This is a genomic window from Streptomyces pyxinae (assembly GCF_024756275.1).
In the GTDB taxonomy this organism is placed as follows: Bacteria; Actinomycetota; Actinomycetes; order Streptomycetales; family Streptomycetaceae; genus Streptomyces; species Streptomyces pyxinae.
Genome location: NZ_JANUGQ010000014.1, coordinates 173,518 through 199,594, shown reverse-complemented (window position 1 = coordinate 199,594; position 26,077 = coordinate 173,518). Strand labels below are relative to the sequence as shown.

The following is a 26,077-nucleotide window of genomic DNA, read 5'->3' as shown; positions in this document are numbered from 1 at the left end:
GCAACCTGGCAGCCTCCTACCACGAGACGGGGAGACTCACCGAAGCTCTCACCCTCCGAGAGCACGTTGTAGCCAACTACGAGCGCGTCCTCGGCCCCGACCATCCGAACACCCTGGCGGCGCGGAACAACCTGGCAGCCTCCTACCACGAGACGGGAAGACTCACCGAAGCTCTCACCCTCCGAGAGCACGTTGTAGCCAACTACGAGCACATCCTCGGCCCTCATCACCCGGAATCGCTCAACGCGCGACATGACCTTGCTCTCGCCTACAAGGACAATCAGCAGCACGGCAAGGCAAGAGTACTGGCCGAGCAGTTGCTCGCCGAGCATCAAAGTATCTACGGCCCAGACCATCACCGCACCATGCGAGTCCGCAGTCTCCTCGCCGAGCTGGGAATTTGAGCATGAATGCCCGCCGAACTGAGCGCATCGAAGCGCTCGAGCCCAGCTGTCCCATGTGTATCGCAGGAGCCCGGCTATGACTGCCGACCGCGTTCAGCGGGCGCGGATGTCTGCTCGTAAGGCCAACAAGGTGACGCAGGTCTTTGGCGACCAGTACAACCAGACCGGGGCCGACGACGAGCAGACGATTCCGGAAAAGGTCCAGTGGCCAGTGTGGGTTGGAGGTCTCCCCCATCCGGCCAGCGCCTTTCAGCGCCGTGCCCTAGTGGAGCAGGAGATCATCGGTCCCCATGTCGGGGAATCAGACGACATTCTCTGCCGAGTGTTGGTGGGTGACGGAGGCGTCGGTAAGACTCAACTCGCAGCTTCCATCGCCCGCAATCAACGAGATACCCCTGATGCACAGGGCCGACGTCTCGAGCTGCTTGTCTGGACAGATGCTTCAGATCCTGAACTGATCACGGCTTCCTACGCCCGCGCAGCAAGGAAGCTATGCCTACCCGAGGCGAATGAGTCCGATCACGCAGCAGCGGAGGGATTTCTCCGTTGGTTGCCCACGATGGAACTACGTTGGCTGATCGTCCTCGACAACATCACCGAACTTCGGCACATGGAATCATGGTGGCCGGATGGCCACCACCGTAACGGTACCGTTCTTGCCACCACCCGCCACCGGCACGCTCTCGTGTCGGGAGGCAACCGCCGTTTGGTACCCATCGGTCTGTATGACGACGAGCAGGCCACGGCGTACCTGTACAGGCGGCTCGCCGATGCGCAACGCCCTCGACTCTTCGAACAGAAATCCGCGGTCGAATTGGTTGGGACCCTGGGACATCTTCCACTCGCCTTGAGTCACGCGGCGGCATACATGATCGACAGAGGGTGTGATACTGCCGCCTATCTGCATCTCTTTCGTGACACCCGCAACCAGCTCCCTGATCTCCTTCCGGTCGAGGCTGACACCGATTCCTACGGCCAACCGGTAGCTACCGCGCTGCTTCTGTCCCTCAAATCCTTGGAAGCCCGGGAGGCAAGTGAGGCAGCCGGCGCCCCCGGACTTTCCCGATCCCTGCTTCAGCTGATCGCCCTGATGGACCCCATCGGCCACCCTAAGGACCTGTGGATGACACAACGTGCACTTCTCCACCTTCAGCCCTCGCCTAAGGGATGGCAGCGCCTTTTCATTCGGAGAGCACCGGACGTCGACAGCCAAGCGGTCGAAAACGCACTGGTACAACTACACAACTACGCCCTGATTAATCAAGACACTGCCCAGTCCCCAATCCGCCTGCACGCTCTCACACGACGCGCAATCTTCGACGGCATCAACGCTGGGCAGTTGCCTGTCCTCGCACGTGTCGCGGCCGACGCCATTCTCGACATCTGGCCTCACCCCGAGGAAGGAAACAGCGAACTCGCGACTCTCCTTCGCACGAACGCGGCTTTCCTAATCAAGGAGACTCATCCTCACTTGCTGACCGAACCGCAGCATGGGTGCGTCCGCAAAGTGGGGCGTGAATGACAGGTCAACACTCCGCGGAGACGCTGGCTGGCTCACGTCTCTACATCCTCAGGAGCGGTTGCCTCCGACCTGGTTGATGTTGCCGCCGCCCTTAGCCTTCTGGCGGACGGACGCGGGCGAAGAGCCTGCAGTACCGCCCCGGTTGCCGCCGATCTGCTCGATATCGCCTGTGCCGGTCGTTTCAGCGGACTGGTAGACGTTACCCGAGCCGCCCTGAGCGGCCCACCAGCCGAGCCCCGCCAGAGCACCGGCTGCAAACACACCGGCGACCGGGGCAATCACGTCCCACGGGTCGTCCCCGCCGGGGACAACAAGCGCCCAAGGCACTGCGATGAGGAAGAAGACCAGGACAGAAGCAGCTACTGCCAGGAACCACCGGACGGCTACAGACATGACACGACCCCCGATGCACGTCGTCAGACAGGTTCACGACCAAGATGCCACATATTCGAGGTTTCGGGTGCGAGTCGCAGATCTGGGCGGCACAGCAATAGTCACTCGGTGTGCATCCGGACCCTTCACCAATACGCCCATGGCGGCTTCCATCTGACCTGTCCTCTCCCATGGGGCGTCCTACTGAGGTTGAACTCGTGGTGTCGTAGGGGCTGGTGGGCGGCAGTCTCCTGCGGTATCACCGGGGCATGCGGTATCCACAAGGGGGCGGGCTGACCGCCGAACGGCAGCAGTTCCGCGAGGGGTTACGGCTCCAGGCGGCCGAGCGGTTCGCCGGGGGTGAGGCGAGTTCGGTGATCGCCAAGGACCTTCGCGTCAGAGTTCGGTCGGTGCAGCGGTGGCGGCAGGCGTGGGAGGAGGACGGGCCGCGTGCTCTGCGGTCGCAGGGGCCGGCGTCGCTGCCGAGGCTGAGCGAGAAGCAGTTCGCGCAACTGGAGGCGGAGCTGGCCAGGGGGCCGGCCGCGCACGGCTGGCAGGGCCAGCGCTGGACCCTGAGCCGGGTCAAGACCGTGATCGGCCGGCGCTTCCACCTGACTTACACCATTCAGGGTGTGCGCAAGCTGCTGGTGCGTAACGGCTGGTCCTGCCAGATCCCCGCCCGCCGGGCCCTGGAACGCGACGACGAGGCCGTGGCCGGCTGGGTGAAGGAGACCTGGCCCCGCGCGGAAGACTCGCGGCGGCCTATGGAGCCTGGCTCGTCTTCGAGGACGAAGCCGGCTTCTCCATGACGCCGCCGCAGGCGACGACCTGGTCACAGCGCGGCCGGACCCCGGTGGTGCGGGTCCGCGGCCGCTCCCGCAGGCGCATCTCCATCGCAGCGTTGACCTGCTACAAACCCGGTCACCGCTCGAGGCTGATCTACCGGCCCCGCCGCGACGACGGCAACCGCGGCGGACGCAAGAGTTTCTCCTGGCGCGACTACCGCGACCTGCTGATCGCCGCACACCGGCAGCTCGGCGGCCCGATCGTCCTGGTCTGGGACAATCTCAACGTCCACAAGGCCGCCGGCCTGCGGGAATGGGCGGCCGCCCAGGACTGGCTGACCATCTACTACCTGCCGCCCTACGCACCCGACCTCAACCCCGTCGAAGGTATCTGGTCGCTGCTGCGGCGCGGCCTGGCCCTCCAACGTCGCCTTCAGCACCCCCGAACACCTCGTCCAGACCATCCGACGCGGTCTCCGCCACATCCAGTACCGCAGCCACCTCATAGACGGCTGCCTCACCGAGACAGGACTGACCATCAACCCCTGATCACCGAAGACGCCATCACGAGTTCAACCTCAGTAGGCGCTCTTATCCGCGGGAGGGCGGCTTTTCGCGCGTCCCGGGGCGTGGTGGTCGCAGCTGGGCGGGCCGGCCGCACGGTTGGCCGTCTGCTCGGCTCCCCTGAGTACGTGAGAGGCGGTCATGAGAGGTTGAGCCCCGCGTGGTCCCACTGATCGAGCAACACCTCTGCGGGTAGCGCGCTGCCGTCGGGAGCCAGGCGCTGGACCGGCATGTCGTCGGAGGCGCATGCGAGCAGTTGCTCGGCGACGAGGTGGGGAACGAGTAGCGCTGTGGTGCCGGCCTTCCGGTTGAAGGCCACCTGGTAGGTGGCGATGACCGCTGCTTCCCACAAGGTGAGGGGGTCGCGTTCCCGCTCGCCGTGGTGAGTACGGGGGAGGGCGGGCGCCTTTACCGCCATCAGCTGCCATTGCGTACTGGCGGGGCGGCCGGCTTCTTCGCGTGCCTGGCGGATCCAGTCGGCGGTCAACCGGCGGAACTCGGCGTGAGCCTCGGGCTTCCCTTTACGGCGACGCCCGAAGGTGTCGCTGACGACGGTGTAGACCGAGAAGTCCTGATCTTCCAGGCGGCGCCAGGACCAGATGGCTCGCCGACTCCACTCGTACCACGCGCGCCGGAAGGTCTTCTCCGCCTCCGCTCCCAACCCGGCGAAGCCGGGATCGTCGGAGAACTTCGGCGTGGGCAGGACACGTACGGCAGCCGCCTCCAGCAGGCGGACCGGCTGCACGAGGGTCGCGAAAGCCCGACGCTCCTCGTCGAGGACCGTGGCGAGGCGACTCTGCAGACCATCGGCCCAAGGGGCGAGGAAGGGGTACTGGGACACGGCCTCGTTGCTCCGTGTCAGGTAGGAGTACAGCCGACGCCAGTGCTCGTGACGTCGGGAGCGGAAGTTGCGGGCGCGGTCGTACCGCTCCCATTCCTCGTCGCGCCCGGCCTCGTCGTCTTCTTCCTCCTCGTCGCCGGATTCGGTGGCGCGGGGCGGGTACTCGCCGGCGGCGAGGGCGATGGCGGCGTCACGCTCGGCCTCGAGGTCCTCCTCGTCCTTGGACTCCCGATCGAGCCAGATGGTGAGCGAGTCCACCTCGCTCACAGCGGCGCCGAGCGGCAGGATGAGGCTGTCTGTGGGCAGAGGCCACCGACAGCTCGCGCAGAACTGTTCCACAGCTTCGCCGAATGGGACGTCGATCTGGTCCACAGAGGCGGCTGACCGCAGCGTGCGGCACTCGGGGCTTCCGTGGAGCTTGCCCTTGCCTGTTGCCGAGACGTAGCAGGCAAGGAGTATGTCCCGGGCTGGTCCCAGGGGAACCTCAGGTGTGAAGAGGGAACCGAGCATGACGTGGCGAAGCTCATCGCGAGTCGAGGGCATGTCGGCAGGCTATGCGCGGGCACTGACAGTCCGCCGGTCAATCCGCCCTCTCCACCCTGCAGGACCAGAGATGCCAGAGCGTGCCTCGTCGCCAGGACGGTGATCCTGGGGACCAGTTGGGGACCACACGCTACGCGCGGTGGTGCACTATGCCTGCTTCCACGCACAACTTGCGCCCGGATTAAGTCCGCTATATCCAGAAAATACCCTTGACCCTCACTCCTGGGGGTCAAGGGGTCGCAGGTTCAAATCCTGTCGTCCCGACTTGCGAAGTCGCAGGTCAGGGCCGGTTTCGGAGATATCCGAAACCGGCCTTTGGTCGTTCCTGGGGCCCGTTGGGGGCCGGCGTCCTTGACCGTGGTCAGAGGGTCACGGCGATCGCTCGGCGGCGAGCGCGGTGCGCGGAGATCGCGGCGGCACGCGTCCGCGAGCAGGGCTCCGGATCGGGCCCGGTCATCACGTCGGCGGTGATTCCCCGTGGTCCGCGCCGCCGCCCCGCCACTCGACCAGCTCACGCGCGGCCGGATCGGCCGCCCTGCGGCTCCAGGCCGACCCGCCACCGGAGCTCTGGTGCCGGTGACGGCCGACCCGCCGGAATGGAACCGCGGCACCACCTCGAACACGGTGGTGCTGTCCACGGTGCTCTCCCTCCGGTGACCGTTCCCGGCCGCCCGGTACGGCCAGGAAATGCCCGGCGGTGGCATCGGCCGGGCGATTCCTCCACGGCCGCGACGGGCTCTACCTGGAGGACTGCGACGTCGCCCGCGTTTCCGGCCCCGGCACCCCCATGGAAGACGGCGGCGCGCGCACGTACGCCATCGATCCCGACGAGGCCGCTCGGCTCTGGGACCTGTCCGTCGCCGTGACCGGCGTCCCGCCGATCACCCGATGAACCCGCGCTCAGCAGATCCCGCGCTGCCTCCACTGCGGCACGCGGCACGGTACGAGCCGCTCCTGGGCTCGTCATGGCTGCGCCGAGCCGACCTTCCTGGCGACCCCCCGTCGGGCGCGGAGCGATCCAGGAGCTCATCACGTCGGCCAATGCGACCGTGCCCGACATCAACGTCCGCGTCGTGCACGTCGTAGCGGCTGGACCCAGACCGCCGGTGACGTACCGGAGGTGCTGGTACCGCTCGATCAGCACCTCCTCGATGCGCTCGGGCTCACGTCCGACCGGAGGCGTCGATCTGCTCGCGCAGGATGTCGCCGTGGCCGGCGTGGCGGGCGAACTCCTGGATCATCAGCAGATAGATCCATCGCAGGCTGACGGTGCCGAAGAGGGGGTGGTGCCGGACGGCGTCGAGACCGATGTCCGCGGCGATCGTCCGTGCGCGGTCGCCGGCGCGCTCGAACTCGGCGATCACGTCGGCCACGGTCTCGTCGTCACCGACCTCGAAACTGGCCTCGCCCACCATCGCGCCGTCGCACTCGGCGTCCGGCAGCCCGGCCAGGACTCGCTGGAACCAGTTCCGTTCGGCGAACGCGGCGTGTTTGATCAGCCCGATCGGCGTCGTCACGGAGGGGACGAGACGGCGGCGGGCCTCGGCTTCGGACAGGCCGCGCACCGTGTCGACCAGCTCGGCCCGATGGTGATCGAGCAGGTACTCGAGCAGCTGACGCTCGGAGCCGACGGTGACGCGCGTCGGGTTTTTCATGACTGATGTCCTTTCGCGGACGCGTGGGGGTGCATGGTGCCGATCGACTGGCCGGCGGAGTTCCGGATCGAACGCCGCACGCGGTCGAGCTTGTCCGCGACGCCCGGCAGACTCGCGACGCCCGGCAGATCCGCGACTCCCGGCGGAGCGGATCCCTAGGATGAGCGCATGCAGAAGCCTCGGGTCGGGGACAGGCCGGTTCCGGTGCGGTTCGTCGCCCGGCGTGCGGAACTGCGGCGACTGGAGAGCCTGTTGGTCTCGGCGGCTGCCGGGCGCGGCGGGGCCCTCGTCATGGACGGTGAAGCGGGGATGGGCAAGTCCACGCTCATCGACACCGCGGTGGGACGGCTGGACGGGTTCGAGGTACTGCGGGCCGCCGGCGCGGAGTTCGAGCAAGATCTCCTCTACGCGGTCCTGCATCAGCTGTGCGCACCGGTGCTGGAGTATCGCTCGAGGCTGCCTGAGGTGCAACGGGAAGCTCTGGAAGCCGTCTTCGGCCTCGGCGTACATATATCGCCGGACCCGTTGACTGTCAATCTCGCCGTTCTGGGGTTGCTGAACGAGGCCGCCGGAGAACGACCGGTCTGCTGTGTCGTGGACGATGCCCAGTGGATCGATGAGGCATCGCGGCGAGTGCTGATCTTCGTGGCCCGACGGGTGGCCGGTGACCGGATCGCGATGGTGTTCGCCGCCCGTGATGTCCGTTCCCTGGCGGGCTTCGTCGATCTTCCCCGGCTGACTCTGACGGGTCTGGGGCACGAGGACGCCCGGGCCCTGCTCGACATGACCGCTCATGTCGGCGTGAACGACGAAGTGTTCGACCGGATCTTGGCCGAGGCCCGTGGCAACCCCTTGGCGCTGCACGAGTTCGCCCACGAGGCGGAGCCGTTCGGTGTGACCCGTCCCCGGCGGATTCATGTCAGTGTTCTGGAGGCGCTGGAGCAGCGATTCGCCCAGCGCTTCGGACGATTACCGGACGCCACACGGCTGCTTGTGGTGCTCGCCGCCGCGGAACCGGTCGGCGACCTCGCGCTGCTGCGTCGCGCGGCGCGCCTCCTGGAAGCGGACGCCGCGGGACTCGTACACGCCGAGAACGCCGGGCTCCTGGCTCTCGGCCCCCGGCTGCGCTTTCGCCATCCACTCGTCCGCTCGGTCGTCTACGCGTCGGCCACCTCGGGAACGCGCCGGCAGGTGCACGGTGCGCTCGCGCAGGCGACGGACGCGGAGACCGACCCCGACCGGCGAGCCTGGCACCGGGCTCACGCGGTCGTCGACGCCGATGAACACGTCGCCGCGGAGCTGGAGAACTCGGCCGACCGCGCATACGGCCGGGGCGGATTCGCCGCTGCCGCGGCGTTCATGGAGCGAGCGGGGCAACTGACACCTGCTCACGACCGGAAGGTCGAGCGGCTCCTCGCCGGGGCGAGGCTACGACTGCTGGCAGGGGCTCCGGCCGCCGCCCGTGAGCTTGTCGCCGAGGCGGAGCGCCACCACCTGGGCGCCCGGGCCCGTGCGGCGGCGGACCTGCTGCGAGCCCGGATCGACTTCCAGTTCTCGCACACTCCGGAGGCGACCACCACCCTGGTCGACGTCGTCGGCCGATCGGCGCCTGCCCAGGCCCCGGAGACCTACCTGGAGGCGTTCGCGTCGTTCATGTACAACGAGCACCGGCCGGGCCGTCTCAGGGAACTCGCCCTGCGCATCCGCGAACAGTCGCGGCAGGACACCTCGGTCCGCCCCTGCGAGCTGCTGCTCGACGGCCTGCTCGACCAGACGCTGCTGCCCGCGGCGCGGGCGGTACCGGCGATGCGCGCCGCCGCGAGATCGTGCCGTGCGGCTCCCCGGGCGACAGGCCCGTGGCGGAACCTCCTGTGCCAACTCGTGATCGATCTGCGGGACGACGAGGCGATGGAGGAGATCCCGGACCACCAGGTCGACGTGGCGCGTCGGCAAGGCGCCCTTGCCTCACTGCCGCAAGCGCTGCGCTACCAGGCGATCGCCAGGATCTCGGTCGGTCTGTTCGACGAAGCGACCGCCATGCTCATGGAGGCCCGGCACATCGACGAAGCGGCGGGCACGCCCCCTCTCGTGGGCGCCGAACTCGTGCACGCCGGCTTCCGTGGCGACGTCGACCGGTTCCGTGAGTTGCAGACGCTGCTGGGGCACAGCGGACGACCTTTCGAAATCGCCGGCGAGCACTACGCGAGTGCCGTGCTGAACAACGGACTCGGCAACTACGAGGAAGCGCTGGGCTCCGCACTCGCCGCCCAGCGCCGTCATCAGGCCGGGTCGTACACCATCTGGGCGGTCTACTCCGAACTGGTCGAAGCCGCCGCACGTGCCGGCCGCGGTGAGGAGGCCGCCGCCGCCATGCACCACCTGGAGACACTGGCCCGGGCCAACCCCCTTCCGTGGGCTGTCGCCGAATGGCGGCAGGCCCAGGCGCTGCTCGGGCACGACGCCGACCGGGAGGGCCTGCACCGGGCTGCGATCGACGCCTTCGCCAAGACCCGGGTCCGCGTGCTCCATGCGCGCGCCCGCCTCACCTACGGAGAGTGGCTCCGCCGTGAGAACCGGCGCGCAGAGGCCCGAACCGAGCTCCGGGCCGCGCACGAGATGCTGTCGGGCATGGGTGCCGACGCCTTCGCCGAGCGTGCGGGTCGTGAATTGCGCGCCACCGGTGCTTCGCCGCGTCGACAGGGCGCCGGCCCGAGCAGCGGGCTCACCGCGCAGGAGCGGATCGTCGCGGAGAGAGTCGCCTCCGGAGCGACGTCCAGGGAAGTGGGCGCGATGCTGTTTCTGAGCCCGCGTACGGTCGACACGCATTTGCGTAACGTCTACCGCAAACTGGGCATCTCGTCGCGCCGGGAGCTGCGCGGCATCTCCTGGTGACCGTCCGGCACCGGACTACGTAGCCGTCCCTCTACGTAGTTCCTGCCGACGCGGCGGTGTCCCGCGCCGCGCCATGGTGAGTGTGGCGATCAGAAAGCCGGAGACGAGGGACGAGCGCGACGGAGAGACGATCTCGTGCTCTCGGCCTCCCGTTCACGGCGGGCAGCCGCCCATCGTCTCGCGTACCCGCCCGAAGTCCCGGCCGGGGGCCCTTCCGTGCCGGCTGCTGCCCGGCTGGTCGATCGTCCGGTGCCACCGCCGCCGCGCGATGCGAGAAATCGACGCCACCGCCACCCCCCTTACGGCCCGCTCTCACAGAATGGATGCGTGTGGATGACGTCCCATGAGTTGCCCCGCCGACCGGCCGCCGTCCCCCAGCAGCAAGGACTCCCCGGAGCGGAGTCTTCGGCTGTCGTCGGCGGCCCGGAAAGTTCCCCGCAGGATGTATGGGCCCTTCACCCGGAGAGGAGCGGCACGGGGCAGTACGTGCTACGCCGCCACCGTCCGGAAGCCGGACCGGGCCAGTGCCCGGTGCCCGGAGTGGAAGGTGTCTGGCACAGCGTGCTGCCGGACCATCGGCAACAGACGGACGGCCACGAGGCCGCTCCCTCGCTCGTCCGGCGGGCGGGCCACCGGGCGACGCGGTTGGGTGCCTTCCTCGGTACCGGACGGGTACGGAGCGGGCGAAGCGTGCTCGTTCTGGACAAGGGCGGCAACGGCAGCCAACTGGCGTTCGCCGAGACCCGTTTCGGCGCACGGCGGCACCGTGTGCACATCAGGGGCGTCCGGCAGCTGCAAGGCCGGGTGGAGGACACGTCCGGAGTCAACATAGTCACCGGCGTGTGCTTGTTCAGCACGGGATCGCTTCGCGCGTGGGGCCCGCGAGGCCGCCCGGTGAACCTGCTGGAGAACAAGGCCGCCCACATCGCCGACCGCGTGGACGAGTTCACCGTGGAGGACGACCTCTCGCTGTACGAATACGAGAGCCTGGTGCAGCACGTGGCGGTGACCGCCGACCTCGTGGCCGCACTGCCCGGCTCAGTACCCGTGACCATCACGATCGACATCCCCCGGGTGCAGTATTACCTGTACCTGAACGACCGGCTCCTGAAGCGGCTGGTCTCTCCCGAACTGGCGCAGCGCTGGTACGAGGAGGTCGACACCCGGCATGCGCGTGTCACCGCCCTGTTCCACACCCGCCTGTCCGCCGCTCTGGCCGGAGTCGGCCGTCCCGATGTCCGCGTGCGTCAGGCGGCGGGGCTCGAACCGCTGGCCGGGCCGCTGCGCTCGGCCGTCCGCCACGGCGGGGTTCCCGACCACGAGGAACTCCTGAACCAACTCCTCGCGACCGGCGACCCGGTGTGGCCGCTGGCCGACAAACTGGCTCAGCCCGACAACCACCGTGAACTGGTCCGGACCAGCTACGTCGTCGAGTACCTGCGAGCCGTCGGCCTGCCGGACACGGATGTCCCCGGCCCGGTCGCCGTCGCGATCGACACCTACTTCGAGATGCCCATCCTGAAGAGGGCCCGCCAACTGATCGACGCACTGGGCGGTTCCGCGTCCGCCCGGCCCATCGTCGGCCTCTACCCGGTCGAGGGCCTGCTGCGCCTGGACGACGCCGGCGTTCCCGGCAAGCCGTACGCCTGTGACCGGGGCCGGTACGCCGCGACCGATACCGACGCGCACACCCGGACCGATCTGTTCTCGGTCGTCGACGCACTCCACGCCTGACCGCCGCCCCGGTATCCAGGGCACCGCCCCTTCACTGGAGGATTCTCGTGGATGGAGCAGAAGACCTTCTGCACGTCTTGCGCACCCGTTGTGTGACACGCCGTTTCACCCCGGAACCCATCGACGCCGCCGCCCTGAACGACATGCTGGAGGCGATGCTGACCGCCCCCAGCGCCGGCAACACCCAGGCATGGGCCTACGTAGTGGTACGCCGGCCGGCACCCCTCCGCCGGCTGACCGCCTTCTGCCCGGGCATCCGCAGCACCCCGGCGGTCGCCGTCGTCGCCTGCGTCGATCACGAGCGTCTCGGAGACGATCCCGGCGGCCTGGCTCCGGGAGCCATGTGCATCGCCATGGCCGTGCAGAACCTCCTCCTCGCCGCCCACGCCCTGGGGCTCGGCGGCTGCCCGACAGCGAGCTTCCAGCCCGCCGCCGTGCGCGTACTCCTCGAACTGCCACCCCACCTCGAACCCGTACTGATCGCCACCCTGGGGCACCCGGCGCACGAGCTGCGCCACAGAAACCGCCGTACCGTCGACGAGGTAGTCCACCATGAAACCTGGTAATGACACCAACACCCTGGACCAGCAGCTCATCCACCTGACCGCCTATCTCCTGAGCGCCGGCCACGGACTCATCGGGGAGCCCCGCGAGTACGCTCCCATGCGCTGTGCGGACGGGGCTCGCCGCACCCTGCGCATCCTGGAATCCGTGGGCCCGGTCGACCCACGCCTGATCGCCATGCGAGAGCGCCTGGACAGGCTTCTGTTCACACCGGACCACGAGGGCCACTGGGCGGAGACTCTCGACGAACTGTGCGAACAACTGGCCACCTGCATCTCCACGCCCCCTGAGCCCGCTCCATGACCCCGGGCGTCGAAGTGCTCCCCGAACTGACCCGCTGACCTGGGGGCCTTGGGACACCGAGGCGGCCCTCGCCCGATCACGTGCACCGACCGAGGCGCACGTGATCGGGACCGAGGCCGAGCATGAGTGCCGGAGCGGAGCGGGTGCGACGGAGCCCCGGCTGCCTCGTCACAGCGGCCCGTCGTCTCCCGCTCGGCGCCGCTATGCTCGTCTCCGTGGGCGAGATCGTGGTGGTGCGCGACGGCTCCGGGCCGGAGGTCCTGCTGGTGCACGGCGGCGCCGGCCCGCGGACGACGTGGGGCGCTGTCGCTCCGCTGGCCGACCGGTGGACGCTGGCATACGTCCACCGCCGTGGCTATCCGCCGAGCCCACCACCGCGGCAGGGCCAGGACTTCGAGGCGGACGCCCTGGACCTGGCGCCGCTGCTCGTCGGCCGCCCGCATGTGGTCGCCCACTCCTACGGCGTACTCGGGACGTTGATCGCGGCCGCCGCCGCGCCGGACACGGTGCGTTCGCTCACGTTGATCGAGCCGCCGCTCAACTACCTCGTCCCCGGCGATCCCGAGGTGGCGCGGCTCGAGCGCATCGGTGACGCGGTCCTCACCCACGGGATGGACACGGACCCGGCCGAGCTGCGCTGGTTCCTCCGTCTCGCGGGCGCGCCCATCGGTGACGGACCGCTTCCCGAGGAGGTGATCGCCGGTGTCCGGCGGGCGCACGGTGGCCGGCCGGCCGGCGAGGCGCGTCCACGGCTCGACATGATCCGGGACGCCGGCGTCCCGGTGCTCGTCGCGTCCGGCGGCCACGCGGCCGCGCTGGAGCGGATCTGCGACGCTCTGGCGGCCGCGCTCGGTGGCGAGCGCAGTGTGCATCCGGGCGCCGGCCACTTCGTCGCCGCGGCACCGGGCTTCGCCGCACGGCTGGAGACCTTCCTGCGCGAGAGCGCCACGGGGCGGGGACAGTCCACCAGGTGAGTGGCGCGGCGGAGCGGGAGCTTCTTCGGGGCGCCTCGCCCGCGGCCCGGGCGACCGGGACGGCGCGCCGGGCCCCGGCCGGGCTGGTCCGCTTCCGGCGCCGCCGCCGGGCCGCGCCCACGGGGGGCGGCCCGGCGGCGGGTTGTGAGGAGCGCGTGGCCGTCATGTGCCGGACGGGCACTCCCCGCGCCAGGTCGCCCTGGTGAAGGTCACTCCCTCGGCGAAGTTCATCTTGTAGTCGCCGGGGCCGGGGTTGTAGTGCACGCACTGCTCGTAGGTGTGCCCCTGATAGGTGTAGGTCAGCTGGATGTGGTCGGCGTTGGGATAAGGGATTCCATTGTTGAAGACCGACCGGCCGCTGACGCTTCCGGACCAGTTGCCCTTCGACTTCACCAGGAGTTGGCCGGTCTGGCCCTCGCCCGCGTATATGCAGAAGTACTCCTTGTCGCAGCCGGGAGGATTGGGCTCCGCATGCGCGGTGGGCGCCAGGGTGACGGCACACGTCAGGGCGGTGGAGGCGAGCAGGGGCACGAGAAGGCGCTTGCGCACGGGTACTCCGATCTGGGCGCTGCCGGGCCGGAGCGCCGGTCCGGAGAACGAGGGAGAGGTGTCGAGCCGAGTGAGGGAAGTGCCGGCTCACTCCCACCTGTTGTACCGGCTGGGAGTTTTGGAAGAAGTCGTTCCAACCGCTGAATCCGGCCGTTGTCGGACGGCGTCGGACGGATATCTGCGCACGTCGGCGCGGTCTCGGGAGTGACCAGCAAGAATTCCCCTGGTCGTGTTTGGCTTTCTTTGGTCCGCTTACGGCGTTCGATACGGGGAATGGGCCGCGGTCGCCCGGCGGGTGCATGTCACCTTGAGGGAGCCCGGCGGCCACTGTGGCCGTCGTGGCACCGTGTTCTTCCAGGGGGGAAACCATGTTCCTGCCGCGCGCCGGCACCAGACGCTCGCACTCCGGACGGCACCGGGCCGCCCGCTCCTTCACCGCGGTGTTCGCCGCTCTCGCCCTCGGCGCTGCCACGGCCCCCGCCCTCGCCGCGCCCAGCCCCTCGCCCGCCGGCGGTTCGCACTGGGGTGACCACGGCCGCTCCGCGATGCCCCCGGTCCTGGACGGGACGACCCGGCCGCCCCGCACAGTCCCCTCCACCGCCCCCACGGCCGCCGAACGGGCCTGGTGGCAGCGGGAGTCGGAGCGGCTGCGCGATGCCGGCCGACGCTCCGCGCCCCGACCGCTCGCTCCCACCGCGGGATTCGTGCCGCGCGGGCAGGGCGACGTGCCCTGGCACCGCGTCTTCGGCTTCCGGATGACCGACGCGCTGACCGGCCGGATCGACTATTCCACCGGCAACCTGATGCTCGCCACCACCGACTTCGACGTCGCGGGGGTCGGGCAGAAGCTGCAGCTCAACCGGACGTACAACGCGTTCACCGCGCCGAACGGCCAGGTCAGCCGCCCGTGGTGGCTGAACTGGGAGCGCAACCTCGACGTCTCCGGCGCGAATTCCGTGCTCGATTACGACGACACGGGCGCCACGGTGGAGTTCGGGCGCAAGGCCGACGGTACCTTCACCACTCCGACCGGCTACTCCAAGGACCTGCGCAAGAACGCCGACGGCACCTACACCCTGACCGACCGCGGATCGGGTACGGCCGACACCTACGACGCCGGTGGCCGCCTCACCAAGTCCACCGACCGCAACGGCGGTGTCCTGAGTGTCACCGCGCACCTCGATCCGGCGACGGGCGCCTCGGCGGGCTTCAAGCTGACCGAGACCCGCTCCGGCCGCTGGATCGACCTGACCAAGACCAGTGCGATCCGCTGGAGCGCCAAGGACAGCACCGGCCGCACGGTCACCTACGACCTGAGCGCCGAGCACGGCAACATCACACGCACCACCGACACCACCGGGCAGACCACGGCCTTCGGCTACGACGGCGACGGCCGGGTGGTGAAGGTGACCAGCGCCGAGGGGCGCTCGACCGCGTTCACCTACGACGCCGCCGACCGGATCACCTCCATGCGCCGCTACGCGGAGAACGGCACCGGCGGCAGCGGGCCCACCCACACCTACGCCTACAGCGCCGCCACCCCCGGGGAGCAGGGGACCACGACGGTGACCGACCCGCTCGGCCACAGGACGACGTACGAGCACAACGCCGACGGCGAGATGCTGAAGGTCACCGACCCGCTGGGCCACGCCCGGGCCTCGACCTACCAGAACCACCTGCTGCAGAGCGCCACCGACGCCATGGGCACCGGGAGCGGCGGCTCCGGCGGCAATGTGACCAGCTACGGCTGGGACGACCGCAACAACCCCAAGTCGATGAAGCTGCCCACCGGGGCGACCGCCACGGCCCAGTGGCAGACGGTGGCCGGCGCCGAGCGTCCCCAGACCGACACGGGCGCCGACGGCGAGAAGACCGACTACACCTACGACACGGCCGGCAACACCAAGTCTGTCGCCAGCACCGGCACCGGCGGTGGTACCCGGAACTTCACCTACAACGAGGCCACTCCGCGGTGCGGCGGATTCCAGGGACAGGTGTGCACCGCCACGGACGGGAACGGCAAGAAGACGGAGTTCCACTACGACGGCGCGGGCAACCTGGACAGCGCCGCGCCGCCCGCTCCGCTGGGCAGGACCACCTACACCTACGACGCGCTCGGACGCACCACCAGCACGACCGACGGACGCGGGGTGAAGGTCACCTACACCTACGACCGGCGTGACCGGGTGACCGCGGTGACGGCGACCGGCTCCCCGGACGTCACCTACACCTACGACGGCGACGGCAACCTCGTCGCCCGTACCGACGCCACCGGCACCCAGCGCTATCAGTTCGACGCCCTGAGCCGGGAGACGGTCCGCACCCTCCAGGACGGTTCGCAGACCGTCCTCGCCTACACCGCCGACGGAAACGTCGACACCTACCGCGACCCGGGCGGCACCACGGCCTACGAGTGGGACGCGGCCGACCGGCTGACCCGGCTCACCGGCCCGCAGGGCAAGAAGACCGCCTTCGAGTACGACAACGAGGACCGGCGCACCAAGACCACGTATCCCGGTGGCACCGTGCAGAGCCAGGCGCTGGACGCCTCGGGCCGCCCGCAGGACATCCGGGTCACCGCGCCCTCCGGCGTCGTCCTCAGCCACCTCGCCTACACCTACGGCTACTCCGCCGGCGGCACCGCGACGGACGGCACGAAGATCCGCAGCCGCACCGACGCCCTGACCAAGGTCCGTACCGACTACTCCTACGACGGGGCCGGACGGCTGTCGCTGGCCAGGGAGACCGAGCCGACGGGTGTTCAGAGGTCGTGGCAGTACTGCTTCGACCCGGCCGGCAACCTCACCTCGCGGGGGGACACCCCCGGCTGCCCGGCGTCCACCGCCTACACCTACAACGACGCCTCGCAGCTGACCGCCCGCAACGGCATCACCACCGGATGGTCCTACGACACGGCGGGCAACGAGACCGCGGGCGCACCCACCTCCCAGACCGCCCGCACCAACGAGCAGTACACCGCGTACGGCCAGCTCAAGTCCCTGACCACCGGCGGTACCTCCTATGCCGCGCAGTACGCCAGCACCGACAGCAGCGAGCGCACCCGCCTGGGCGACACCGTCTTCCACAACGGACCCCTCGGGCTGTCCGGCCAGACGACCGGCGGCAAGGACACCGAGTTCATCCGCGAACCGGGCGGTACCCTCAACTCCGTCTCCACCGGCGGCGGCAGCCACTACTACCTCACCGACGCCCTCGGCTCGGTCATCGGCCTGGTCGACGAGTCGGGCAAGCGGGTCAACACCTACCTGTACACCCCCGGCGGTGAGGCCAGGGCCGGCACCGCCGAGACGGTGCCCCAGCCGTTCCGCTTCACGGGCGGCCAGCAGGACCCGACCGGCCTCTACCACTTCGGGGCCCGCTACTACGACCCGCAGACCGTCCGCTTCACCCAGCCCGACCCCTCCGGCCAGGAGGTCAACCCCTACCTCTACGCCGAGGGCGACCCCGTCAACCGCATCGACCCCACCGGATACATCGCCTGGGGCAAATACGCCAAGTCCTGCCTGAAAGGCGCCGGTCAGGGGCTCCTCGTCGGATTCATCACCGGCGCCGCGGCGACGGGAGTGGGCGCGGTCGGGGCGGCCGTCAGCGGCTGCGCCCAGGACGTCGCCGTCGACGTGGTCGAGGACTATGTGAGCCCGAAGCTCGGCAAGACCCTGGACGGGGCAGGAAAGCTGAAGGACATCTACCAGGTCGGCAAGGCAGTGACCAAACTCGTCTGAGCGACCGATGAGAAGCGACCGGGGCGCCCCCACCGCGGGGGCGCCCCCTCGGAAGGGGGCCCACCGTGGTACCAACGATCATCGTGATTCTCGCGGTAGCCGCGCTGGTGTTCTACTCCTGGGCCACCTCGGAGAGTTTCCGCGACTTCTTGCGCCGCCGCAGGCGTCGATAGGCACTCGGCACGTCCCTGGGCCCCACCCGCCTCGCGGGCGGGGCCGCACATGCCAGCGTCCCGCTGCCGGAGGCCCGCTGAGACGCGGACAGCGGCCCGGCGGCGGGCGGGCGGTCGCCGGGCCGGCCGGGTCAGCGTTCCGGAAAGCCGAATTCGCGGCCCTGGTGCTTGAGCCACGGCAGGATCTCGCGCAGGGCCGCCACGGTCTGGCTCCGGTCGCCGCCGGCGTCGTGGAAGAGGACGGTCGGGCCGTTGGACAGCTCGTTCTTGACGGTCCGTACGATGGCGGCCGAGCCGGGCCGCTTGAAGTCCTTGGAGTCCACGTTCCAGCCCAGGGGGCGCATCCCGTGGGCGGCGGCCAACTGGCGGCTGTAGGGGGTGAAGGCGCCGCCGGGAGCGCGGTAGTAGAGCGGCTTGACGCCCCCCGAGGCCTCGGTGATCATGCGCGCGCTCTCCAGGACCTCCTTGGCCTGGTAGTCGCGCGACTTGTGGTCCATCGCCGTGTCGTGGGAGAGGGAGTGGGCGCACAGCAGGTGCCCGGCGGCGACGACGTCCTTGACCAGGCCGGGGTGGGCCTCGGCCTGGGGACCGACCATGCAGAAGGTCGCCTTCACCCCGTTGTCCTTGAGCAGTCGCAGGACTCGCGGGGTCCAGACCGGGTCCGGACCGTCGTCGATGGTGATGTTCACGCCCCGCGCGCCCTTGTCCGAGTCGTGCGAGAGGTCCATGCTGACCAGCGGCGCGGGCAGGCTCGCGTCCGGCCGGGAGGTCTGGCCGGGTATCGGGCGTATCCCGGCCTGGGCGGACGGCTTCCCGGGCGAGCCGGGCGCGGCCGGCGCCGGGCCGGTGTCCCCGGGCCGGGTGCCGCATCCCGTCGCCGCCGCCGTCAGGAAGGCCGCTCCGGTGACGGCCGCCAGTACCCGGCTGTACGCTCCCCCTGCCTTGCTCCACACCATGCCCGCTCGGCTCCTCGTTCTCTGCTGCGTCGTTCGGTCGTCGGGTGAGACGGAATCTTGCAGGCCGAGGTGCCGTTCTTACAGACCTGTGACGAACTTGACGGTACGGAGACGTGCGGGCCGGGGGAAGGCACCGCCTCCCGCCTCGGGGTGAGGCCGGGTCAGGGGCGGGTGGCGGCCCCGCTGTCGGGGTGGATGGCGAAGACCTGGTCCAGGCCGACGACGCGCAGGACGCGCAGGGTGTGGGCGGGTACGGCGGCCAGGGCGATGTCGGCCCGGGCGGCGTGGGCGTGGTTGCGGGCGGCGAGCAGGGCGGTGATGCCGGTGGAGTCGCAGAACTCCATACCGGCGAGGTCGATCACCAGACGCTGCCCCGGCCGGAGGTCCAGGCCGGGCAGCTGGGCGTGCAACTGGGGGGCGTGGGCGTAGTCGAGATCGCCGGCGATCTCCAGGACGGGACCGGTCGGGGCGGTGCGGGTGATGAAGTTCAGCGGGCTCATGAGGGGTTCTTCGTTGCCGGGCCGGGGGCGGGACGGGTGGGGACGCCGAAGGCGAGCAGGGCGGTGTCGTCGTCCAGCCCCTCGCCGAGCTCGTCCAGCAGGCCGGTCAGCGCGAGGACGAGGGCCGGGGCCGGCTCGCCGGCACGGTGTGCGCAGAAGTCGCGCAGGGCCTGGTCTCCGTAGAGGGCGGTGCGGTCCTCGCCGGTACGTGCCTCGGTGAGGCCGTCGGTGTAGAGGAGCAGATTGTCGCCGGGGCCGAGCGTGGTGGCGGCGGCGGTGAAGTGCGGGTCGGGGAGCACGCCGACCAGCAGGCCGCCGGGGGTGGCCAGGAAGTCGGCCTGGCCGTCGGCCCGTACGACGAGCGCCGGGGGATGGCCGCCGGAGGCGAGGCGGACGGCCACCCGCCCGGTGACGGGGTCGGGGTCGAGGACGCCGAAGATCGCGGTGCAGTAGCGGGGGTCGCCGCCGGTGTACCGCTCGTGCAGCACCGTGTTGAGTGTGGACAGCGCCGAGACGGGGTCCGGGTCGTGCAGGGCGGCGGCGCGCAGGGTGTAGCGGGTCAGCGAGGTGAGGGCGGCGGCCTGGGGGCCCTTGCCGCACACATCGCCGAGGAAGAAGGCGAAGCGGGTGCCGTCCAGGGGGAAGACGTCGTAGAAGTCGCCGCCGAGCCGGTCGGGGGAGGCGGTGTGGTAGTGGGCGGCCGTGTCCACCCCGGGGACCGGCGGCAGGGTGGCGGGCAGCAGCGACTGCTGGAGCACGGCGAGAGCGTCCTGCAGCCGGGCGCGGTCGGCCCGCGCCTGCCGGGCGGACTCCTCGGCGGCCTTCCGGCTGCGCAGGAGCTCCTCCTCGTACGCGCGGCGCTCCCGGGCGTCGAAGACGGTGAGGCGGGTCAGCAGCGGCTCGCCGGTGCTGCCGTACTTGACCGCGCCGGAGACCAGGACCGGCATCCGCCCGCCGCCGGGCCGCCTGATCTCCAGGGCGATGCCGTTGATCTCGCCGTGCATCCGCAGCAGCGGCGAGAGGTGCGTCTCGTGGTACAGCCTGCCGCCGACGGTCAGCAGATCGGTGAACCGCTTCCGGCCCACCACCGCCGTCCGCTCAAGGCCCAGCCAGTTCAGCAGCGTGGTGTTGACCTTCGCGACGGTGCCGTCCATCAGCGTCGACAGGTACCCGCAGGGCGCGCTCTCGTACAGCTCCTCCGCGCTGTCCTCCAGCAGCGCGGCGAACGCCGTGTCGGAGGTGTCGCCGCGCTCCGGTTCGTGCGGGTCGGGCCGGTGCCCGGTGCGGCACATCACCGCGACCCGGCCAGGAAGCCGGTGATCGCCGCGTTGGTGGCCTCGGGCGCCGACAGCTGCGGGCAGTGCCCGGTGGCGTCGAGGGTGACCAGCTCCGAGCCGGGGATCGCCCGGTGGACGAAGGCGCCGACCTCGCGGGGAGCGATGAGGTCCTGGGCGCACTCCAGCACCAGCGTCGGCACGGCGACCGTCCTGAGATCGTCGCGCGAGTCCGACAGGAACGTGGTCCGGGCGAAGACGCGTGCCATGTCCGGGTCGGTCGCGCAGAAGCTGCGGGTCAGCTCGTCGCCCAGCTCGGGCCGCTCCGGGTTTCCCATGATCATCGGCGCCATCGCCGCCGACCAGCCCAGGTAGTTCGACTCCAGGGAGTCGAGCAGCTCGTCGATGTCCTCGGCGCTGAACCCGCCCCGGTAGTCCTCGTCGTCGATGTACCGCGGCGACGGGGCGACCATCACCAGCGCCCCGATGCGCTCCGGCGCCGCGGCGGCGGCGAGCACTCCGACCATGGCGCTGACCGAGTGCCCCACGAACACCGCGTCGCGCAGATCGAGCGCCTCGCAGACCTCCACCACGTCCCGCGCGTACCCCTCCAGGGAGGCGTAGCGGTCCTCGCGGAACGCCGACAGGTCCGAGGCGCCCGAGCCGACGTAGTCGAACAGCACCACCCGGTGGTCCTCGGCCAGCGCGGGCACCGTCAGCCGCCACATGTTCTGGTCGCACCCGAACCCGTGTGCCAGCACCACCGCCCGCCCCTGCGGGTTGCCGGTGACCGTGACATTGTTCCTGCGGCGGATGTCCATGTCCGCCATTGTCCCAGGTGCCCCTCGTTTCTCTCGCGGCGCCTCCGTCACCGCCGGGCGCCCGCCGCCCGGCCCGGCGGCGACCCGGCGGGGCGGCGGACTCCGCCGCCCGGCCCCGTCCGGACCGCCGGGCGGCGGCGCGGGCGGGGCGGGCGAGAGCGGGTCAGACGCGGTTGGCGCTGGACGGGCCGAAGAACTCGATCTCCGCGATGGCGACCTGTTTGTCGGCCGAGGTCGCGTAGGCCGATTCGACGGTGAAGCGGACTCTGGTGACCTCGCCGACGGCGAAGGGCCGGCGCTGGCCGCCTGCGCCCTGGTCGAGCACCAGGTCACGGGTCTGGGTCTTCCCGTCCTTGGTGGTGATCGTCGCCTTGACGCGGTGCGGCAGCGCCGATTGGCTCAGCTTGTCGGGGCGGCCGGAGACACCCGGGGTGATGATCACGTCCAGCAGACGGGTGGGCTCGCTGAAGGACGCCTCGATCCACTCGCCCTGGCCGGACTGCGCGACGCCCGGGCCCCACCAGGTGTTGCTCCGGGTGTCGAAGGCGAGCGACGGCTTGTGCCCGGGGAACGAGCGGGAGGCCCGGGAGCCGTCGGGGGCGACCGGGGCGCGTTTGGCGAAGTGGTCGCGGGTGGCCTGGATCCCGTCGGGTACGTAGCGGACGGCGAGCACGACGAGGGTCAGGGCGACCGCCACGCCGATCCAGGTGCCGACCCGGTGGAAGGCACGGCGCAGCGGGGGCCGGTCACCCGCCCAGGGGACGTCCCGGTGCCGGCCGCCGAGGAGACGGCGCCACCAGGGACGGCGGCCGGCGGGCCGCGCGGCCGGGTCCTCGGCGAGCGGCATGGCACAGCGCACACAGAAGTGCCGGTCGGGGTGGTTGGGGGTGGCGCACCAGCGGCAGGGCGGGCCGTCCCCGGTGTCCGGCCGGTGCCCGGGGGCCCGGACCTGCGGCCGTCCGGCGTCGGGACGGCCGGGCAGGACCGGCGCGACGGCCGGGGGCGGCCCCTGGACCCCGGGGTCGGCCACCGGGACCAGCAGGGAACGGGCGCGGTCGGCATCGGCCGTCGGGGAGGCGGGCTCGCCGCCGGTCGCCGGGAGCGGCACGGTGCGGGCGGCGCTGTCCGCGCCGGGGGCGCCGGGGGTGCGCGGCAGCTCGTCGGTGTCCCGGTCGTCGGCGCTTGCCGTACCCCTGGTGTCGGCCCGGTCCGCCGGGCGTGCCGGATCCGGGGCGGCCGGGTGGTCCAGGCGGTCCGGGTAGTCCGGGTGGTCCGGGCGCGACGGCTCGCCGGTGGTCGCCGCACGATCGCTGAAGCCGGAACCCGCGCCCGAGCCGGAGCCCGCGCCGGAACTGGAGCCCGAGCCGAACCCGGCGCCGGAACCCGCGCCCGGGCCGGAGCCCGCGCCGGAACCCGCGCCTGAGCCGAACCCGGCGCCGGAACCCGAGCCGGCAGCGGTGCCGGGCCCGGTGCCGGTGGCCGCCCGGCCGGTACCGCCACCGGCCCGGCCGTCACCGGCCGTATCGGCACCGTACCGGTCACCGGCAGAGGCAGAGGCAGAGGCAGAGGCGGAGGCAGAGGCGGTGGCCGGGGCGGGGCGCCCGTGCGGGGCGGGGGCCGGGCCGCCGCCGGGGGAGCCGGGGCGGTCGAGGGTGTCCCGGGCGGCGTCCCGGCCGGCCGCGCTTCCGGCGGGGGCCGCGGGGCGCGGGGCGCGGGCGCCGGCCGGGTCCCAGCCGAGTACGGCGCCGCAGGCGTCGCAGAAGGACTGGCCCGGTTCCGCGCGGGTTCCGCACTCGGCGCAGTTCTGGCTGGTCATCGCTCCGGGGTCCTTTCGGCGGCGGTCACTTCGACGGTGTAGGGCATATGGGCGGGGCGGGCGGAGGCGACCAGGGCGTCCAGGCGGTGGAGGTCCGCCGGAGCGGGCTCGGGCAGCCGCAGGGAGACATGGAGGCGGGGGCGCGGGGCCCCGGGGAACGGGCCGAGCGGGCGGGCGTTCCAGTCGGCGCCGCCGCTCTCGCTGATCTCGGGCGTGACGCCGAACGCGAGCCGTACCGCCTCGGCGAGGCCCTGCCGGGTGCCGCGCACCCGGTGCAGCCGGGCGGCGGCGGCCACCGCGGCCCGCAGCCGGGGCTCGGGTTCGGTGCCGTCGGTCTCGGCGCCGACCCAGGTGCCGAGCCACTGGGCGAAGTCGGCCGGGGTCAGGGCGGGATCGAAGTAGCTGTCGAGACAGTCGAGCACATTGAGAATGGGGGCGAGCACCTCGTCCAGCCCGGCGACGAAGCGCTGGGCGAGGTCGTCGTCGGCGTAGACGGCGGGGAGCATGGCGCCGATGGGGGCGGAGGAGCCCAGACCGTCGATGGAGCCCCGGTGGCCGGTCATGCGCCGTCCCCGATGACCCGGACCCGGTGGTCGTAGGAGAAGACGAGGGACGGGGGCGCGAGATCGATGCGGTCGGTGGCGTCGCCGCGCTTGCCGGTGAGCGGGTCGGCGGGGTGCAGCACCACCTTGTCGACCAGCTCGACGCCGGGGACGCGCTGCAGTACGGCGAAGACCTCACCGGACTGGACCGGACGCCCGAACGGCCAGCCGCGCCCGTCCGCGCCGCCGGTCAGCGGGTCCAGATGGCGGTAGAGGGCGTCGTGGGCCCGGCGGCGTACCCGGTCGGTGTCGACGCCCCGGAAGGCGTGCACGGTGGCGACGACGGTGACGCCCTGGTAGTAGGGCGGCCCGACGGCGAGACGGGTGCCGATGAGCCGGCGCTCGTCGAGATGGCGGGTGATCCGGGCGAGCAGGGCGTCACCGGGCACCAGCTGTTCGAAGCGGAGCCGGCCGCCTGGGTCGGCGACGGCCTGCGGGACGACCAGCACCCGGACCGCGTAGGCGCCGTGCTCCCCCTCCTCGCCCTCCAGGCAGGTGATCCGGGCGGTCTCCGGCGCGGCCCGGCGGGCGAGCTCCTCGTAGTCGCGCAGGGTGACGGCGCGTTCCTGGGCGCGCAGGGTGATGGGGGCCCGGAGCTTCGCCTCCTCCACCGTCTCGCCGTCCACACCGCCGCGCGCGGCCTCGCGGTTGACGACCTCGGAGACGTACGGGATGGAGGTGCGCAGCACCTGCACGGCGCCCCGCGCCACATTGCCGGCCCGGCCCCCGCCGGTGCGGTAGCGGCGGGCCCGGACGACCGCGCCCTTGGGGGCGACGGAGCCGTACTGGCGCAGGCTGCCGTCGGGTTCGCGGACGGCGGGGCCGAAGGCGATCTCCCCGGTGGTGGCGTCCAGGGTGATGTGGTGGTCGTCGGGGCGGGAGCCCGCGAAGTGCGGGACGACCCGCCAGTCCTGCCAGCCGTCGTGCCCGGCGGTCTGGAGCAGCAGCGGCGGGTCGTCGGCGACGACCGGGGCGTGGGCGAGGCGCAGCCGCTGGCCGGGCAGCCCGGTGGACTCCCCGAGGGCCTCGTCGTACACCGTCTCGGCGTGCACGGCGCCGGTGGTGCCGCCGATGGTGTAGGCCTCGGCGGACCGGATGGTGGGGGAGGTGGTGTAGAAGGGCTGGCCCGGCAGCGGCTCGGTGACCCGGCAGCGCAGCCACCCGGCCTCCTGACCCCCGTTGCGGGACAGCACATGGCCGCCGGGGAGGTGCAGCACGATGTCACCGGGGCGGTTGAGACCGCCGGTGCCGTCGCGGTCGACCTCACAGGGCCGCCAGCCGTCCTCGGTCCACGCCTCCCAGGCGAGCGGGGGCTGCCGGGGGTCGACGCCCACACCGTCGACGCGGCTGTCGAGTTCCAGCGCGAGCGCGCAGTGCGGGGCGGCGGCGGAGAGGCCGAGCAGCATGCAGTCACCGGGCCTGGGTGCCTCCGAGAAGCAGAACAGGTCCTGGCCCTCGGCCAGTTCGGTGGTGCGGTCGGTGACGGGCTCGCCCTGGTGCTGGACCACCAGACGGCTCAGCGAGCACGGGACCACGGTCAGTTCGCGCTCGGTGGCGAAGACGACCGCCTCGTCGCGCTCGGTGCGCAGGGTGGCGACCTCGGTGCCGACCGGCACCGCCACCGGCTCCTCCTGCGGCGCGGACAGCCAGAAGGTGACCTCGGTGCGGGCGGCCGACGGCGGGAAGAGGGTGATCCCGGCGAGATCGAGGAAGGCGAGGTGGTTCTTCTCCGGAACCCGGTTGAGGCGGTAGACGATCTGGTCCGCCATGTGCGCGACCGTCTCCACCAGGGTGACGCCGGGGTCGGAGACATTGTGGTCGGTCCACTCGGGGGCGCGCTGCTGGATGTAGCGCTTGGCGTCGTCGACGAACTGCTGGAAGCGGCGGTCGTCGAGATTGGGGGAGGGCAGGGACATCAGCGTTCGCTTTCGGGGTGGAAGCCCGGGCCGGCCGGGCCACCGGGACCGTCCGAGGAGCCGGGCGGACCGGGCTCCTCGTGAGAGGGGATGACATAGAAGGGGAAGACCAGGCTGCGCGGGTTGTTGGTCCCGCGGATGGCGTAGCGGACGTCGATGTACAGCACACTCCGGTCGGTGCCGGCGGTGACCTCCACGTCCTGGACCTCGATCCGGGGCTCCCAGCGGTCCAGGCTGGACAGGACCTCGTGCTGGATCCGGCCGGCGGTCTCCTCGTTGACCGGCGCGAAGACCAGGTCGTGGATGGCACAGCCGAACTCGGGCCGCATCGGCCGTTCCCCGGGCGCCGTGGCCAGGACGAGCCGGATGGCCTCCTCGACCTCGCGCTCCCCGCTGACCAGGGCGATGCCGCCGGTGGGCCCGATGCGCAGCGGGAACGCCCAGCCGGAGCCGACGAATTGTTCGGCCATCACACAACCACCCCTCGATCAGTGGACACTTGAGCCGGGCAGGGCGTCGTCACGGTTGTTGACACGGTCGCCGTCACGGCCGTCGTCGTGGCTGTTGTCACGGC

The 26,077-nt window shown here is 71.1% G+C and carries 21 protein-coding genes and 1 pseudogene; 10 read left to right on the top strand and 12 right to left on the bottom strand.

What is annotated here, in order from left to right; genetic code table 11:
* Nucleotides 1–404: tetratricopeptide repeat protein (locus tag NX801_RS18145; RefSeq protein ID WP_258788798.1), on the top strand; the 404-nt coding region annotated here is incomplete at its 5' end.
* Between the two features lie 76 nt (nucleotides 405–480).
* Nucleotides 481–1,926: an NB-ARC domain-containing protein gene (locus tag NX801_RS18140; protein ID WP_258788797.1), complete on the top strand. Its 1,446-nt coding sequence runs from the start codon at nucleotides 481–483 to the stop codon at nucleotides 1,924–1,926.
* 48 nt (nucleotides 1,927–1,974) lie between these two features.
* Here the strand turns inward: NX801_RS18140 and NX801_RS18135 are convergent, their stop codons facing one another.
* Nucleotides 1,975–2,319, bottom strand: coding sequence for a hypothetical protein (locus NX801_RS18135; protein ID WP_258788796.1), 345 nt, complete (start codon nucleotides 2,317–2,319; stop codon nucleotides 1,975–1,977).
* A gap of 248 nt (nucleotides 2,320–2,567) precedes the next feature.
* On the opposite strand from NX801_RS18135, the pseudogene NX801_RS31020 reads away from it, so the two are divergent.
* Nucleotides 2,568–3,632, top strand: a pseudogene (locus tag NX801_RS31020) (IS630 family transposase).
* A 154-nt stretch (nucleotides 3,633–3,786) separates the two neighbouring features.
* Here NX801_RS31020 and NX801_RS18120 read toward each other — a convergent pair.
* Nucleotides 3,787–4,860 (bottom strand): hypothetical protein, encoded by a 1,074-nt coding sequence (locus NX801_RS18120; protein WP_258788794.1) that lies wholly within the window; start codon nucleotides 4,858–4,860, stop codon nucleotides 3,787–3,789.
* Between the two features lie 868 nt (nucleotides 4,861–5,728).
* Between NX801_RS18120 and NX801_RS18115 the strand changes: the two genes are divergently transcribed.
* Complete coding sequence (locus NX801_RS18115) at nucleotides 5,729–5,923, top strand: hypothetical protein (protein WP_428986175.1); 195 nt, start codon at nucleotides 5,729–5,731, stop codon at nucleotides 5,921–5,923.
* Nucleotides 5,924–6,194: 271 nt separating this feature from the next.
* Here the strand turns inward: NX801_RS18115 and NX801_RS18110 are convergent, their stop codons facing one another.
* Nucleotides 6,195–6,686, bottom strand: coding sequence for a DinB family protein (locus NX801_RS18110; RefSeq protein ID WP_258788793.1), 492 nt, complete (start codon nucleotides 6,684–6,686; stop codon nucleotides 6,195–6,197).
* A 168-nt stretch (nucleotides 6,687–6,854) separates the two neighbouring features.
* Here NX801_RS18110 and NX801_RS18105 point away from each other — a divergent pair, with 168 nt between their 5' ends.
* The 5 genes from NX801_RS18105 (at nucleotide 6,855) to NX801_RS18085 (ending at nucleotide 13,153) form a co-directional block, all read left to right on the top strand.
* Nucleotides 6,855–9,578, top strand: a complete 2,724-nt coding sequence (locus NX801_RS18105) for a helix-turn-helix transcriptional regulator (protein WP_258788792.1) — start codon at nucleotides 6,855–6,857, stop codon at nucleotides 9,576–9,578.
* A gap of 690 nt (nucleotides 9,579–10,268) precedes the next feature.
* Nucleotides 10,269–11,312, top strand: coding sequence for a hypothetical protein (locus NX801_RS18100; RefSeq protein WP_258788791.1), 1,044 nt, complete (start codon nucleotides 10,269–10,271; stop codon nucleotides 11,310–11,312).
* A gap of 47 nt (nucleotides 11,313–11,359) precedes the next feature.
* Nucleotides 11,360–11,878, top strand: coding sequence for a nitroreductase family protein (locus tag NX801_RS18095; RefSeq protein WP_258788790.1), 519 nt, complete (start codon nucleotides 11,360–11,362; stop codon nucleotides 11,876–11,878).
* Nucleotides 11,865–12,179, top strand: a complete 315-nt coding sequence (locus NX801_RS18090; protein WP_258788789.1) for a DUF6092 family protein — start codon at nucleotides 11,865–11,867, stop codon at nucleotides 12,177–12,179. The genes NX801_RS18095 and NX801_RS18090 overlap by 14 nt, the downstream gene beginning before the upstream one ends.
* A gap of 215 nt (nucleotides 12,180–12,394) precedes the next feature.
* The gene (locus NX801_RS18085) at nucleotides 12,395–13,153 is read left to right on the top strand and encodes an alpha/beta fold hydrolase (protein WP_258788788.1); all 759 of its coding nucleotides are present in this window, start codon (nucleotides 12,395–12,397) and stop codon (nucleotides 13,151–13,153) included.
* A gap of 162 nt (nucleotides 13,154–13,315) precedes the next feature.
* Here NX801_RS18085 and NX801_RS18080 read toward each other — a convergent pair whose 3' ends face one another.
* Entirely contained in the window at nucleotides 13,316–13,702 is a 387-nt protein-coding gene (locus NX801_RS18080) for a peptidase inhibitor family I36 protein (RefSeq protein ID WP_258788787.1), read from the bottom strand.
* Between the two features lie 368 nt (nucleotides 13,703–14,070).
* Here NX801_RS18080 and NX801_RS18075 point away from each other — a divergent pair, with 368 nt between their 5' ends.
* Entirely contained in the window at nucleotides 14,071–17,445 is a 3,375-nt protein-coding gene (locus tag NX801_RS18075) for an RHS repeat-associated core domain-containing protein (RefSeq protein ID WP_258788786.1), read from the top strand.
* A 304-nt stretch (nucleotides 17,446–17,749) separates the two neighbouring features.
* On the opposite strand, the gene NX801_RS18070 is transcribed toward NX801_RS18075, so the two are convergent.
* The 8 genes from NX801_RS18070 to NX801_RS18035 form a co-directional block, all read right to left on the bottom strand.
* Complete coding sequence (locus NX801_RS18070) at nucleotides 17,750–18,574, bottom strand: polysaccharide deacetylase family protein (protein ID WP_258788785.1); 825 nt, start codon at nucleotides 18,572–18,574, stop codon at nucleotides 17,750–17,752.
* Between the two features lie 161 nt (nucleotides 18,575–18,735).
* A complete protein-coding gene (locus NX801_RS18065) occupies nucleotides 18,736–19,074 on the bottom strand; it encodes an STAS domain-containing protein (protein WP_258788784.1) in 339 nt (112 codons plus the stop codon).
* A complete protein-coding gene (locus NX801_RS18060; protein WP_258788783.1) occupies nucleotides 19,071–20,366 on the bottom strand; it encodes a PP2C family protein-serine/threonine phosphatase in 1,296 nt (431 codons plus the stop codon). The genes NX801_RS18065 and NX801_RS18060 overlap by 4 nt, the downstream gene beginning before the upstream one ends.
* Entirely contained in the window at nucleotides 20,366–21,169 is an 804-nt protein-coding gene (locus tag NX801_RS18055; protein WP_258788782.1) for an alpha/beta fold hydrolase, read from the bottom strand. The genes NX801_RS18060 and NX801_RS18055 overlap by 1 nt, the downstream gene beginning before the upstream one ends.
* Nucleotides 21,170–21,332: 163 nt before the next feature.
* The gene (locus tag NX801_RS18050) at nucleotides 21,333–22,985 is read right to left on the bottom strand and encodes a transposase (RefSeq protein WP_258788781.1); all 1,653 of its coding nucleotides are present in this window, start codon (nucleotides 22,983–22,985) and stop codon (nucleotides 21,333–21,335) included.
* Entirely contained in the window at nucleotides 22,982–23,548 is a 567-nt protein-coding gene (locus tag NX801_RS18045; protein WP_258788780.1) for a phage tail protein, read from the bottom strand. Before NX801_RS18045 ends, NX801_RS18050 begins: the two co-directional genes overlap by 4 nt.
* Nucleotides 23,545–25,503, bottom strand: a complete 1,959-nt coding sequence (locus NX801_RS18040) for a putative baseplate assembly protein (protein ID WP_258788779.1) — start codon at nucleotides 25,501–25,503, stop codon at nucleotides 23,545–23,547. The genes NX801_RS18045 and NX801_RS18040 overlap by 4 nt, the downstream gene beginning before the upstream one ends.
* The gene (locus tag NX801_RS18035; RefSeq protein WP_258788778.1) at nucleotides 25,503–25,973 is read right to left on the bottom strand and encodes a GPW/gp25 family protein; all 471 of its coding nucleotides are present in this window, start codon (nucleotides 25,971–25,973) and stop codon (nucleotides 25,503–25,505) included. The genes NX801_RS18040 and NX801_RS18035 overlap by 1 nt, the downstream gene beginning before the upstream one ends.
* Nucleotides 25,974–26,077 lie beyond the last annotated feature (104 nt).

Coding starts and splice junctions, on each gene's coding strand:
- NX801_RS18140 (WP_258788797.1), top strand. CDS start 481: ATGACTGCCGACCGCGTTCAGCGGGCGCGGATGTCTGCTCGTAAGGCC.
- NX801_RS18135 (WP_258788796.1), bottom strand. CDS start 2,319: ATGTCTGTAGCCGTCCGGTGGTTCCTGGCAGTAGCTGCTTCTGTCCTG.
- NX801_RS18110 (WP_258788793.1), bottom strand. CDS start 6,686: ATGAAAAACCCGACGCGCGTCACCGTCGGCTCCGAGCGTCAGCTGCTC.
- NX801_RS18105 (WP_258788792.1), top strand. CDS start 6,855: ATGCAGAAGCCTCGGGTCGGGGACAGGCCGGTTCCGGTGCGGTTCGTC.
- NX801_RS18090 (WP_258788789.1), top strand. CDS start 11,865: ATGAAACCTGGTAATGACACCAACACCCTGGACCAGCAGCTCATCCAC.
- NX801_RS18075 (WP_258788786.1), top strand. CDS start 14,071: ATGTTCCTGCCGCGCGCCGGCACCAGACGCTCGCACTCCGGACGGCAC.
- NX801_RS18070 (WP_258788785.1), bottom strand. CDS start 18,574: ATGGTGTGGAGCAAGGCAGGGGGAGCGTACAGCCGGGTACTGGCGGCC.
- NX801_RS18065 (WP_258788784.1), bottom strand. CDS start 19,074: ATGAGCCCGCTGAACTTCATCACCCGCACCGCCCCGACCGGTCCCGTC.
- NX801_RS18060 (WP_258788783.1), bottom strand. CDS start 20,366: ATGTGCCGCACCGGGCACCGGCCCGACCCGCACGAACCGGAGCGCGGC.
- NX801_RS18055 (WP_258788782.1), bottom strand. CDS start 21,169: ATGGACATCCGCCGCAGGAACAATGTCACGGTCACCGGCAACCCGCAG.
- NX801_RS18050 (WP_258788781.1), bottom strand. CDS start 22,985: ATGACCAGCCAGAACTGCGCCGAGTGCGGAACCCGCGCGGAACCGGGC.
- NX801_RS18045 (WP_258788780.1), bottom strand. CDS start 23,548: ATGACCGGCCACCGGGGCTCCATCGACGGTCTGGGCTCCTCCGCCCCC.
- NX801_RS18040 (WP_258788779.1), bottom strand. CDS start 25,503: ATGTCCCTGCCCTCCCCCAATCTCGACGACCGCCGCTTCCAGCAGTTC.
- NX801_RS18035 (WP_258788778.1), bottom strand. CDS start 25,973: ATGGCCGAACAATTCGTCGGCTCCGGCTGGGCGTTCCCGCTGCGCATC.